This window comes from Litchfieldella xinjiangensis, from assembly GCF_000759345.1.
In the GTDB taxonomy this organism is placed as follows: Bacteria; Pseudomonadota; Gammaproteobacteria; order Pseudomonadales; family Halomonadaceae; genus Litchfieldella_A; species Litchfieldella_A xinjiangensis.
On the sequence record NZ_JPZL01000001.1, the window covers coordinates 518,677 to 531,201 of the forward strand.

The window sequence follows — 12,525 nt, forward strand, 5'->3', positions numbered from 1 at the left end:
GCTCACTGGGTATCCGTATCGAGCGTGCCTAGCCAGGCCTTTGCGGCCTCGATCCCCTGCGATTGAGCCTCGAGCAGTGCCTCGCGAGCGATTTCATCCCGGCCCCAGCGATGGGCCAACTGGCCCAGTTGCAGCCAATCCTCGCCCTGATCGCTATGCCTGGCCACGTACTGCCAGGCCGCCAGGGCGTGATCCCGATCACGCGCCGCCGTCCAAGCCTGAGCCAGCAGTCGCCGGCGCTCCAGCGTGTCCTCGAGTTCACCTTCTTCAAGTGCCGCAGACAATATTTCAGCCGCCCGAGCGGGCGTACCGCTGGCGAGATGCAACTGCACCCGCTTCATCAGATCGTCCGCCCCCTTGAGGACGCCCTGCCGCCAACCGGCTTCCCATAAGGCCGCAGCCTGGCCATCTGCGCCCATGCGCTGTGCCAGGCCCGCAGCCCGACGCCACTGTGCGGGATCATCCGGGGCTTCGTCCAGCAACGCGTCGAGCATTTGCAAGGCTTTCCCGTCCCGCTCGGTCCGTTGATAGATAGTGGCGGCCAAAGAGAGCTGGGATTCAGAGGGAGATGACGTGCGCTCCAAGGCGCGATCAAGCCAGGTCGCAGCGTCTTGCCACTCCTCGAGCGAAGCCCTGGCTTGAGCCATCAGCCACAGCGCCTCTGCCTCGGAGGGGTTGTCCTGTAACCATCGAGCCAACAGTTCGCTACCGTTTTGCAGCTGCCCCGCACGCAGTCTCAGGCGCGCTTCCTGATTCAGCCATCGCACCTGCTGCGCCTCATCGGCCTCATCGATCGCACGCGCCTCGCTCAGACGCTCCGCGGCTTCTTCCAGTTGCCCTTTTCTCGCCAGGGCCACCGAGGCCAGTTGAAGGTACAGGGCCCGTGCCCACCGGTCAGCAGCATTCCCCCCTTCCAGTCGCTGGGCCTGCTGCTGAGCGGTTGCCGCCACCTGCGCACGCTCCCCCGCCTCCAGGCGCTCCTCGAGCGCTCGCAGATCGCGAATCCGATCGGCAGTCAGCGGCGGCGGTGCCGTCCACCCTGAAACGGACCAGAGCAACAACAGGCTCAGTCCCACTATCCCGCGCAGTGAATGTCGCATGACCTGGGGCTTTATGCGCATGCCTACCTCAATTGGAATTCCAGCCGCTGTCGGGCCTGGCGGGGCTCGCCCTCGGGAAACTCCCAGCGGGAGATCGCCTGGCGTGCCGCGCGCTCGAAGACATTTCTCGGCCGTGCTTCGATCACTTCTATGGTATCTGGCTCGACCTGACCTTGGGCGTTGATGGTAAAACGCATCTCGACATAGCCTTCCAGCCCGCGGCGCTGTGCCTGAGCCGGGTATTGCGGTGGCACACGGCGTGTCGGGCGCGTCGCGTTCGCGGCGGTCTGATCGGCCTGCTGCGTTTCCTGCGCCCCACTGATTGCGGTGTCCGCGCTCTCCTCAGTGGGTTGAGCCTCGGCGGCCTGAGCCGGCGCATCTGGCATCGGCAAGGGCTCGAGCGGCTCTTCCCTGGGCTGAGGCTCAGGCTGCGGTTCGGGTTCCGGAACGGGTTCGGGCTCGACCTCACTCAACTCCGGTAGTGCCGTATCCAGCGCTACCTCGGGTGCATCCATCGCCGGCAGTTCCGGTTCGGGTATCGCGACATCCGCCTCGAACGAAGGGGCTGGCGAAGGAGCAGGAGGCGGGGGCGGTTGGGTGGGCGGCGGTGGAGGAGGCTCAGCCGCCGCCGGAGAAGCTTGCTCTTCGATGATCTCAGGCGCTTCGACCATGGACATCGATAGGGTCGTCATCTCGATTTCACGCTCCGCCTCTGGCGGAGCGACCAGCAGTGCCAGCAGCAAGAAGAGTACCAATGTCAGCAGGACCCCACCGCACGCAGCAAATACCCCTCGCATCAGGAAGAACCCCGTTGAGCGGCAACCGCGACATTGTCCACGCCAGCTTCGCGGATACGGTCCATGACTTCGATCAGCAAGCCCGTGGTCGAATTCCGATCGGCCTGGATGACCACCCCGCCGCTATCCGAGACCAAGCTGGCCACTTCACCACCGACCCGGTGCACATCTACCGGGTGCCCATCGACCCAGACAGCATTTTCAGGCGTGATGGCGACCATCACCTGCGCGTCGGGCCGCGGCGATGCCGACGACGACTCGGGTCGCTCGATCTCGACACCACTTTCCTTGATGAAGCTGGTGGTCACGATAAAGAAGATGAGCATGATGAAGACGACGTCCAGCATCGGAGTCAAGTTGACTTCGCTATCGCCGGCCTCGGCATTCAGGCGACGTCTACGCATGCGCTTCCTCCACGGCACGAGCCATGCGGTCGTGCAGATTTTGATCCTCGCGACGAATGATGTGCTCGAGCCGCGTGGTGAATAACAGGCCCGACACGGCGACGGCCATGCCGGCCAGTGTGGGTAACGTGGCGCGCGCTACACCATCTGCCATGGCCCGGGCCTGGTTGAGCTCACTCAAGGACAGACTGTCGAACACGCTGATCATGCCGGTCACGGTGCCAAGCAGCCCCAACAGTGGACACAGGCCCACCAACAACCTCAGCCAGGGCAGTGGCATGCGCAATCGGGCGATCAATTCACGCGTCCAGACCTCGCGAAGCGTCAACGCACTCCAACTGGTGCGATCGGGACGTGCCGCCCAACGCTGAATCAGTGCATGCCTGGCCGGTCGATGGATAAAGCGGAAATACCACCAGCGCTCCAGTCCCAGGCTAAACAGCAACATGGCGACCAATGCGATGACGACCAACACTTCGCCCCCGGCATCGATCAACCGGGCCAGTGGCTCAAGCCAGAGCGGTATCATGAACACGTGGCTCCGTCTTGCGTTGAGCTTCGAGATGCTCGGCCAGCTCGGCACTGGCGCGCCCTTCCACAATCCCGATGAGGTGGCGACTGCGGCTTGCCAATGCGGTATGCGCAAATAGCAGCGGGACTGCAGTGATCAAGCCGAGCACGGTCGTCACCAACGCCTGGCTGATGCCCCCGGCCATCAGTTGTGGATCGCCGGTGCCGAATACGGTGATCGATTGGAACGTGACGATCATCCCCGTGACGGTGCCCAACAGGCCGAGCAGCGGCGCGATGGCAGCCAGCAGCTTGACCAGGGGCTGGCCACGCTCAAGGCGCGGCTGCTCCGCGAGCAGCGCCTCATCGAGTCGCGCTTCCAGGGCCTCGGGGGCATGACCGGTGCCCAAGGCACGGAAACGTCCCAGCACGCGCCCCAGCGGATTGTCGTCCCGCAACTGCTGCAGGTTGCCTACTTGACGACGTAGGGCGGCAGACACCCGAAGCAGATAAGCGTACTGTCCTAACGCAACGAGAAGCCCCAGAAGCCCCAGAGCAACGACGACGTAACCTACGGCACCGCCCTGGTGAAAGCGTTCGGCAAGGCTGGGCTGTTGTGCCAAGGCATCCAGAACTTGACCGCGCGTCGGATCGAAGGCGACCCGATCGCCCTGCCCCGCATGAAAGGCTTCCAGTTGACGTGCCACGGACGATGGCGTCCGCTCTGCCATGGCCAGGCGCTGCTCAGATCCTTCGCCGTCCAGCCGTAGCAGGCTGCGCTCGGTGAAGGCGACGACATCGCCCAGGCGTATGACCTCACGGGGCTCGACGACACCTCCTTGATCGGCCACTGGATAGGTCACACGCACCCCGCGAGCACTCTCGGCATTCAAGGCCATCAGACGGTCGGCCAAATGTTCGATGTGCTCGCGCTCGAGTACTTCCTGCTCGTCAACACGATCAGGTAACGACGCGCCTCCTAGCGTGAGCCAGCTTTGAGCGAGTTGATCACGCAGCTCACTGCTGTGCCGTGTGACGACCGACATCACGCCCTCAAGGCCCTCTCCCTGTGATTGCCGGCGTTCCTCGAGTGCCTGCAGGTCGTCCTGTAACGCCTGATGGCGCGCCTCGAGGGCCTGGCGTCGCTCACGGGCCGCATCCCTCTCGGTGATGGCCGCTTCCAACGCACCCTCCAACGCCTCGCCATCGTCGGCCAACTCGGCAAGACGTTGCAGATCGCGTGACTCGGCAGCTTCACGCTCCATTCGAAGCGTTTCGGGTGAGACCCCCTGTCTCGGCTCACCCTGCTCCTGAGCATGTACCGGCGCCCCTGCCATCAGCACGGTCGCGACCAGCAGCAACCCACTCACCATTTTGAAACTAGTAAGTCTCATGAAGCGCTCTCCTCGCCCGTCGCTTCCGTCACCTCGATAGAGACCGGCAGCGCCAATAACTCAGGAGCGCGTTGATCGCGAGCGATTCGAATTCCTTTACGAAGCTCCTTCAAGGCATCGTCGTCGAGCGACTGCCATTCGCTGGCCCCCGATTTCCAGACGCCCCCTCGACGCCCATCCGGTGTCAGGTAGTAGTAACCCACCCTGCCGATTCGCAGGAAATCTACATCCAGAGGCGTATCCGTATCGAGTCGACCGCTCCAGGCATCCATCTCCTGGCCATAATCGAGCTCAGCACGCCAGGCGGAAAGCACGCGATCCAGCTTGTCCGACGTGGAGAGCTGGCTGTCGCTGAGCATGGCCTCGAGACTCTCTACCCGCGAGAGGCGCTCTGCATGCAGGAATGGCAGATCCTGATCGACGAAACGCTCGAGACGAGACACCAGGCTACGCATCAAGGGTGGAAGCGCATCACGCGTATATTCCAGGGTCTCGATAGCGCGTTCGCGCCGGGCCAATGTCTCGGCCTGACGTTCGACCAAGGGTTCGAGTTCGGCATTGTAGGCTTCAAGTTGACGGGCTTCTCGTCGTGCCTGGCGCAGTGTCTCCAGGCGCTTCCGTGTTTCTTCATCCGCCGCATCGATACGCGCCTGAAGCTCCGCCTGACGTTGCTGTGCCTGCTGCGTCTCTTCCAGCAAAGGCTCGCTGGCCATGGCCGGTAAGGCCAGACAACTCGACAGCAACAGGGCCCAGCGAAACCTGTTTCGCTTGTCCTGCACAGGGGTCTCCAATCACAAGGGGAATAGGAACTGCACGCTATCTCAAACAATAATAATTATCAATAATAGCTTGCCCCGCCTCATAAAAAAACCGGCCCCGTAGGGCCGGCATCATCGTCTGGCACGACAGCGGTTACAGCTTCTGTTCAAGCTCCGGCAGCACCTCGAAGAGGTCACCGACCAATCCATAATCCGCGACCTGGAAAATTGGTGCTTCCTCGTCCTTGTTGATCGCCACGATCACCTTGGAGTCCTTCATGCCCGCCAGGTGCTGGATCGCCCCGCTGATGCCTACGGCAATGTAGAGTTCCGGTGCGACGATCTTGCCGGTCTGACCGACCTGCATGTCGTTGGGGACGAAACCGGCATCCACCGCGGCGCGTGATGCGCCGATGGCGGCACCCAACTTGTCGGCAATGCCTTCGAGCAGCTTGAAGTTGTCGCCATTGCCCATGCCACGACCACCCGAGATGACCACCCGGGCGCCCCCCAATTCAGGCCGGTCGCTCGCGGCGAGCTCCTCATTGACGAAGCGCGACAGGGTATTGTCGACCACGTTATCGACGCTCTCGACCTCGGCGCTATTGCCCTCGCTGACCGCATCGAAGGCGGTGGTGCGCACGGTCATGACCTTGAGGCTATCCGCACTCTGCACGGTGGCGATGGCGTTGCCGGCATAGATCGGGCGCTTGAAGGTATCGGCGTCGACCACCTCGAGCACTTCGGAGAGCTGCGACACGTCCTTGAGCGCGGCCACGCGCGGCAGCACGTTCTTCCCGTGGGTCGAGGCGGCGGCAAGGATATGACTGTAGTCGTCGGCCAGGCTCACGATCAGGTCGGCCAACGGCTCGGCGAGCGGGTAGGCGTAGACGGCATTGTCGGCGACACGCACCTTGGCCACGCTGTCGAGCTTGGCGGCCTGCTCGGCCACGGTGGAGACGTTTTCCCCGGCGACCAGCACGTGGATGTCGCCGCCAATGGCCTTGGCCGCAGCGACGACATGGGCGATGCCGGCGGCCAGCTGGCCGTCGTGATGTTCGGCGATTACCAGAATGCTCATGCGATCCGCTCCTTTCAAAGCACTTTGGCTTCGTTCTTCAACTTGTCCACGAGCTCATCGACGGAGCCCACCTTGATACCGCCCTTGCGCTCAGCCGGGGATTCGACCTTGAGCAGCGTGACCCTGGAGCCGGTGTCGACGCCGTAATCGGCCGGAGTCTTGGTCTCCAGGGGCTTCTTCTTGGCCTTCATGATGTCGGGCAGCTTGGCGTAGCGCGGCTCGTTGAGGCGCAGGTCGGTGGTCACGATGGCAGGCAGGGAAAGCGATACGGTCTGCAGACCGCCGTCGATCTCGCGAGTCACCTGGAGCGAGTCGCCCTCGACCTTGACCTCGGAGGCGAAGGTGCCCTGGGGCATACCGGAAAGGGCCGCCAGCATCTGCCCGGTCTGGTTGTTGTCGGTATCGATGGCCTGCTTACCAAGGATCACCAGGCCCGGCTGCTCCTCGTCGACCACGCCCTTGAGCAGCTTGGCCACGGCCAGCGACTCGACCTTGTCGTCGGTCTCGACGTGAATCGCACGATCGGCACCCAGCGCCAGCGCAGTGCGCAGCTGTTCCTGGGCGGCCTTGGGGCCGACGGTCACGGCAACCACCTCGGTGGCTACGCCCTTTTCCTTGAGCCGTACCGCTTCTTCCACGGCGATCTCGCAGAAGGGGTTCATGGCCATCTTGACGTTGGTGAGGTCAACGTCGGAGTGATCCGCCTTGACGCGAATCTTGACGTTGTAGTCGATGACGCGTTTGACCGCGACGAGTACTTTCATGGTGTCCTCGCTAGGTTCAGTATCGAAACCGCTAAGCTATGTTCATCAAGGCCGAACGGTCATCAAGGCGGATCGCAAGCGCTTGAAGGCCAGGCCGGAATAAGAGCAGCCAGTTAATCTGCCACAGCACCGAAATGGGAACAATCCACGATTGGCCATTGCAGTGCTGTGGGCTCGGTTTGGCGTGTTCGCCCCTGAAATCGCCCTTGGTAGGGTATTCTAGGCCACCTATTATGCATACCATGTGCTAACTTCTGAAGCAAACGACCGTTTGAGACCCGAAACGCGCCCAGGCGGGTATCAAGCCTGACTGGAATGTCGCACAATTGCTACATCACTGGCATCGGCAGCCACGTGCGGGGTGTCGAGGATGAGGAGATAACAATCGTGGATCAGGTAGAACGTGAATCAATGGACTTCGACGTGGTCATCGTCGGTGCCGGCCCCTCGGGTCTTTCAGCGGCCTGTCGTCTCATGCAGCAGGCGCAGGAAGCTGGCCGTGAATTGACCGTCTGTGTTGTCGAGAAAGGGTCGGAAGTCGGTGCCCATATCCTGTCAGGTGCGGTATTCGAGCCTCGGGCGTTGAACGAACTTTTCCCTGACTGGAAAGAGCGTGGCGCACCGCTGAATACCCCGGCCATCCGTGACGAAGTCTACCTACTCAAGGATGCCGAGAAAGCGCAGAAGCTTCCCAATGCCCTGGTCCCAAAGACCATGCACAATACCGGGGGCGACGAACGCTTCGTCATCAGTGCCGGTAATCTTTGCCGTTGGCTCGGCGAGCAGGCCGAGGCCCTGGGTGTCGAGATTTTTCCCGGTTTTTCGGCGCAGGAAGTGCTGGTCGACGATGACGGTGTGGTGCGCGGTATCATTACCGGAGACATGGGTGTAGGTGCGGATGGCCAACCCAAGGATGGCCACATGCCGGGCATGGAATTACGTGCCAAATATACGCTTTTTGCCGAAGGCTCACGAGGCCATCTGGGCAAGCGACTGATAGAATGCTTCGACCTGGCGCAAGGCCGCGACTCCCAGCATTACGGCATCGGCATCAAGGAGCTCTGGGATGTCTCGGCGGATAAGCACGAGCCGGGTCTGGTCCTGCATGGCTCGGGCTGGCCGCTGGGTAACCAGGCGCCTGGCGGCTGGTTTCTCTATCATGCCGAGAACCAGCAGGTCGTGGTGGGCCTGATAATCGATCTGGCCTATAGCAACCCTCACCTGTCGCCCTTCGATGAATTCCAGCGCATGAAGCATCACCCCCAACTGCGCCAGTACCTGGAAGGTGGTTCCCGGGTTGCCTATGGGGCCCGTGCCATTACCAAGGGCGGCCTCAATTGCCTACCGAAGATGACCTTCCCCGGTGGATTGCTGATCGGTTGCGATGCCGGCACGCTGAATTTTGCGAAGATCAAGGGCCTGCATACCGCCATGAAATCCGGGTTGCTGGCTGCCGAGACGGTATTCGAGGCCATTGCAGCGGACGATGAGGGAGGCAAGGAGCTCGACGAATACACGCGTCGTTGGGAGAAAAGCTGGGCCTACCAGGAACTCGACGAGACACGCAGCTTCGGTCCGGCGATCCACAAATACGGCACGGTAGGGGGTGGTGCCTATAACTTCCTCGACCAGCTGATTGGCGGCAAGCTGCCGACCGTACACGACAACACACCGGATCACGCCACGTTGCGGCCTGCGGCACAGAGCACAAAAATCGACTACCCCAAGCCGGATGGCAAGCTCTCCTTCGACAAGCCCTCCTCGGTCTTTCTGTCGAATACCAATCATGAAGAAGATCAGCCATGTCATCTGCGCCTCAAGGACCCCGAGGTGCCGATCCGCGACAACTTGCCGAAGTTCGACGAACCTGCCCAGCGCTACTGCCCTGTCGGCGTGTATGAAGTCGTAGAGGACGATGAGGGCCGGCCACGGTTCCAGATCAATTTCCAAAACTGCATTCATTGCAAGACCTGCGACATCAAGGATCCGGCCCAGAACATTACCTGGGTGGCCCCGGAAGGTGGCGGTGGGCCGAACTACCCGAATATGTAATCGGCTTTCCCGGCACAAGAAACGAGCGCCCCTGTTACAGGGGCGCATTTCGTTCTCACCCCATGATTTCCAGGGGCGCCCGCTGGGCAATGAGACGACGTCGCCCGGCATGGTCGAAGCGCACTTCGATGACCGGATTGGCAGGATCGCCCTCGACGATCTGGATTTCTCCCTCCCCGAACACGGCATGACGCACGCGTTGACCGACATCGAAGCCCGGCCCCGACCATGATGCTAGCCCGCCGGCAGCCATGCTGGACTCTCGAGACAACGGCTTGATCGTCAGCCGTTCACCCACTCGCTCCAGATAGGTCTCTACCAGACCAGGCAGGGGCACCTCGATGGCTCCGTCTGGTGTCGTTTCAAGGGCATCGCTTATCGCCTGGCAGTGTGTCCAGGCGGTCTCGCCAATGAATCGGCTGGGGCGATGTTCACCGGTATCGTGCATGATCCAGAGCTGTTCCCGGGCGCGAGTGATCGCGACATAAAACAGCCGCCTCTCCTCCTCCAGCCGATCGGCATCCAGGGGGTTTTCACGGCTGTAATGGGGGAAATCCTCCTCGTTGGTCCCCCATACTGCCACCCAGGGCCATTCCAGGCCCTTTGCCCCGTGTACGGTGTTGATCAGCACGCCATCATGATGGTTTTCCACCGGGCGCTCCAACAAGGCAATGAACTCCTCGGGATCCTGCCCGAACTCGCCGGCCTGCTCGATGAGCACATCCAGCAAGCGGACATCTTCCGCCCCCTTTTCTCGCCTGGCCGCTGCCCGCTTCAAGACCTTCTCGGCGTCCAACTGCTCGACCACATGGGCCAGCAACCTGGCGGGAGGCCATGCGGCCAGGCGGGGCAATTCGCATAGGAGCGACCAGCGACGCTTGAGATTGCGTCGTTGAATCGGTTTCAACCCCTCGAGTATCGGATCATGTCGTTCGGGCCACTGCTGATGCGCGGCCAAGCGTTGGGCAATGCGCTCCAATCGTTCCCTGGCCACGAAGGAAGTGGGCTGGGACAACAACAGCTGAAGATGCCCTGGATCCGTGAGCAGAGAAGGCGAAACGGCCAAGCGCAGATAGCCGGCAAGGGCCTGAACCAAAGGGAGGCGAAACACGAAGCGGTCGTCTCGTGTCAGGCGGAAGGGGATCCCTGCCCGCAACAGCTGCAATTGCACCGACACCGACAAGGCCCAACTCCGAACCAGGATACATGCCTCGCCCAAGGCCCTCCCCTTGCCCTGCCACTGCTGCAAGGCTTCGACCAGGCACGCCCCACCCTGTCCGACATCGACACGGGTGTTCGGATTGCCCGGCGCTGCCAGGCACAACTGCTCGGGCCGACGCCGATTGGCGGCAATGGCATGATTGGCCGCCAGTGCCAGGGAATGACCGTGTCGAAAGGTGGTCGATAAGGGAAAGTCCGTGGCGGCGCCGAAGGTTGCGATGAAGTCCTCGAGCATGGTGTCGGGCCGCGCACCGCGCCATTCGTAAATGCACTGGTTGGCGTCCCCGACCGCCATGACATCGGCGCGCTCGCCAGCCAGCAACGCCAGCAAGCGCTGCTGGGCGTGATTGATGTCCTGATATTCATCGACAATGACATGGTCGAGAAACCCTTGCACCCGGGACCGAAGCGCGGCATCACGCTCTAGGACGCGCAAGGGACGATAGAGCAGATCAGCATAGGTCATCAGGCCATGCTCCTCGAGGTAGGCCTCGAAAAGGTCATAGGCCTCGATGAAGTACCCCGTGTCGTCACCAAAGTCGAGTCGTTCATAGAGCTCGGCGGGCGTTGCCATCTCGGCCTTGACCAATTCACAGAAGTGGCCAAGCGCTTCAAGGCGATCGGCCTCCAGGGCCGCTTCGACAGCAGGATCGTCCCCCTGCAGGGCAGTCAGCGTAGCCTGACGAAGCAGGCGCTCCTGTTGCCAGTCCTGGGTCAGCAACTGGCGGGGCGGCAAGGCCCCCCAGCGAGTAAGACTCTGGGTGAGACGATGTCCTATGGAATGGAAGGTGCGCACATCCGGTAACGCCTGTCCGGACGGCGCCAGCCGCGCCAGCTTGCCCGCAAAATCCTCACGGGCGGCGCGATTGAACATCAAAATCAGGATGCGGGGCGCCGGCACACCCTGGCGCAACAGGTAGAGAACCCGCGCGACCATGGTGGTAGTCTTGCCCGCGCCCGCCACGGCCGCGACACGTGCATGGCCTTGTGCGTGCCGGACGACGGCACGCTGCTCTGAGGTCAGCTTCACGAGCCGTCGTCATCCAGGTAACCGAGCAGCTGCCATGCGCCAGCACTCATGAAGCCCATCTCGATCCGAGCACCCATCCGGCGCGTTTCAGCCACATCCGACAAGCGATAGAAGACATTGCGATTGAGCCGGGCCGTCAGGCCAAAGCGAATGGCGACCTCAGGTATCTGCTCGCCGCGACGTGTATCGCTCAACTGCAAGCCATGCGACGCATCCAGCGTGACTCGATCGCCAACATTGGTGGTCATATGCCAGACATCGTGCTCATATTCGGCAAGCACGATCAAGAACGGTCGATCCTCGACCCGAACATGCCACTTTTCCTGGGGTGAGACGAGATAGTATTCTCCATCGTCCTCACGCCGAAGCAGCGTCGACAAAAGACGCGCCAGCTGTGGCCGGGAGATCGCCGCCCCCTCATGAATCCAGCGTCCATCCGCTGCGATGACTAGATCCATGTCGCCGGACAAGGGAGGATTCCAGCGCTCCAGAGGCGGTATCGCGCCCTGCGGATCGATATGACTGAGCAAGGGTTCCAGGGACATGCGCGCTCTCCTCGACGGGTCTTGCGACGTAGAGCTTAGATTAGACCGGCCTGCGCCAATGAGGCTCTGATCTCTTCACTGGCTTGAGGGGCCGCCGCACGGAATAACCGGTAGAAATTAACCGTCGTCTGCATGGCAACCTCATCGAGGCTGATACCCCGTTCTCGGGCAATGCAGTCAGCGACTTCGACCACCCATTGCGGCTCATTGGGCTTGCCGCGGTGAGGCACCGGCGCGAGATAGGGGCTATCGGTCTCGATCAGGAGCCGGTCTAGTGGAATCTGGCGTGCGAGCTCGCGAAGGCTATTGGCGTTGCGAAAGGTCACGATCCCCGACAGGGAGATGAAGAAACCCAACCGTACCGCTTCCCGGGCCATGTCCAGATCTTCGGTAAAACAGTGCAATACACCCCCGATTGCCGGATCGCTATACTCGCGGATCAGGGACAGGGTGTCGTCGCGTGCCTCGCGCGTGTGCACGCTCACTGGCAGTTCCAATTCGGTAGCTGCGATCAGATGGCGCTTGAATCGTTCGAACTGGGCCTCGCGGGAGACGCCGTCATAGTGATAATCGAGGCCAGTCTCTCCAATCGCCACGGCCTCGTGCTGCTCGGCACATTCGACGATCGCCTCCACCGAGGGCTCCTGTTCGACGACATGCAACGGATGCAGCCCAGCGGAAATCACGACATCGTCATGCTGTCTGGCGATGCGTGCCAGGCCGGGAACGTCATCCAGGCAAACGGCAATGGCCAGGAACTGATGGACGTCTCGCGCACGTGCCGCATCGAGGGCAGCGTCTAGCTCACCCCCATAGGCACTCAAGTCGAGGCGGTCGAGATGGCAGTGTGAGTCAACGAACATGGCTTA

General features: G+C 61.8%; 12 protein-coding genes. 1 reads left to right on the top strand and 11 read right to left on the bottom strand.

Going from position 1 to position 12,525, the window contains the following annotated elements; genetic code table 11:
- Positions 1-2 precede the first annotated feature (2 nt).
- The 8 genes from JH15_RS02485 to JH15_RS02520 all read right to left on the bottom strand — a co-directional run bounded on the left by JH15_RS02485 (position 3) and on the right by JH15_RS02520 (position 6,808).
- Positions 3-1,121 (bottom strand): tetratricopeptide repeat protein, encoded by a 1,119-nt coding sequence (locus tag JH15_RS02485; RefSeq protein WP_231566357.1) that lies wholly within the window; start codon positions 1,119-1,121, stop codon positions 3-5.
- 2 nt (positions 1,122-1,123) lie between these two features.
- Positions 1,124-1,897 carry an energy transducer TonB gene (locus tag JH15_RS02490; RefSeq protein ID WP_081948836.1) on the bottom strand — a complete coding sequence of 258 codons (774 nt, stop codon included), beginning with the start codon at positions 1,895-1,897 and terminating at the stop codon, positions 1,124-1,126.
- Positions 1,897-2,301, bottom strand: a complete 405-nt coding sequence (locus tag JH15_RS02495; protein WP_043526677.1) for an ExbD/TolR family protein — start codon at positions 2,299-2,301, stop codon at positions 1,897-1,899. The genes JH15_RS02490 and JH15_RS02495 overlap by 1 nt, the downstream gene beginning before the upstream one ends.
- Positions 2,294-2,830: a MotA/TolQ/ExbB proton channel family protein gene (locus tag JH15_RS02500; RefSeq protein WP_043526679.1), complete on the bottom strand. Its 537-nt coding sequence runs from the start codon at positions 2,828-2,830 to the stop codon at positions 2,294-2,296. The genes JH15_RS02495 and JH15_RS02500 overlap by 8 nt, the downstream gene beginning before the upstream one ends.
- Entirely contained in the window at positions 2,811-4,205 is a 1,395-nt protein-coding gene (locus tag JH15_RS02505) for a MotA/TolQ/ExbB proton channel family protein (RefSeq protein WP_043526683.1), read from the bottom strand. The genes JH15_RS02500 and JH15_RS02505 overlap by 20 nt, the downstream gene beginning before the upstream one ends.
- Positions 4,202-4,984 carry a DUF3450 domain-containing protein gene (locus JH15_RS02510; RefSeq protein ID WP_231566358.1) on the bottom strand — a complete coding sequence of 261 codons (783 nt, stop codon included), beginning with the start codon at positions 4,982-4,984 and terminating at the stop codon, positions 4,202-4,204. The genes JH15_RS02505 and JH15_RS02510 overlap by 4 nt, the downstream gene beginning before the upstream one ends.
- 133 nt (positions 4,985-5,117) lie before the next feature.
- Positions 5,118-6,044, bottom strand: coding sequence for an FAD-binding protein (locus tag JH15_RS02515; protein ID WP_043526685.1), 927 nt, complete (start codon positions 6,042-6,044; stop codon positions 5,118-5,120).
- A 14-nt stretch (positions 6,045-6,058) separates the two neighbouring features.
- Positions 6,059-6,808 (bottom strand): electron transfer flavoprotein subunit beta/FixA family protein, encoded by a 750-nt coding sequence (locus tag JH15_RS02520; protein ID WP_043526688.1) that lies wholly within the window; start codon positions 6,806-6,808, stop codon positions 6,059-6,061.
- Positions 6,809-7,195: 387 nt separating this feature from the next.
- On the opposite strand from JH15_RS02520, the gene JH15_RS02525 reads away from it, so the two are divergent.
- Positions 7,196-8,860: an electron transfer flavoprotein-ubiquinone oxidoreductase gene (locus tag JH15_RS02525; RefSeq protein ID WP_043528679.1), complete on the top strand. Its 1,665-nt coding sequence runs from the start codon at positions 7,196-7,198 to the stop codon at positions 8,858-8,860.
- A gap of 55 nt (positions 8,861-8,915) precedes the next feature.
- Here the strand turns inward: JH15_RS02525 and JH15_RS02530 are convergent, their stop codons facing one another.
- Genes JH15_RS02530 through JH15_RS02540 form a run of 3 tightly spaced genes read right to left on the bottom strand, consistent with a single transcriptional unit; the run spans position 8,916 to position 12,519 of the window.
- Positions 8,916-11,111 (bottom strand): ATP-dependent helicase, encoded by a 2,196-nt coding sequence (locus JH15_RS02530; RefSeq protein WP_043526691.1) that lies wholly within the window; start codon positions 11,109-11,111, stop codon positions 8,916-8,918.
- Positions 11,108-11,656 carry a DUF1285 domain-containing protein gene (locus JH15_RS02535; protein WP_043526694.1) on the bottom strand — a complete coding sequence of 183 codons (549 nt, stop codon included), beginning with the start codon at positions 11,654-11,656 and terminating at the stop codon, positions 11,108-11,110. Before JH15_RS02535 ends, JH15_RS02530 begins: the two co-directional genes overlap by 4 nt.
- A 35-nt stretch (positions 11,657-11,691) precedes the next feature.
- Positions 11,692-12,519 carry a TatD family hydrolase gene (locus JH15_RS02540; RefSeq protein WP_043526697.1) on the bottom strand — a complete coding sequence of 276 codons (828 nt, stop codon included), beginning with the start codon at positions 12,517-12,519 and terminating at the stop codon, positions 11,692-11,694.
- Positions 12,520-12,525 lie beyond the last annotated feature (6 nt).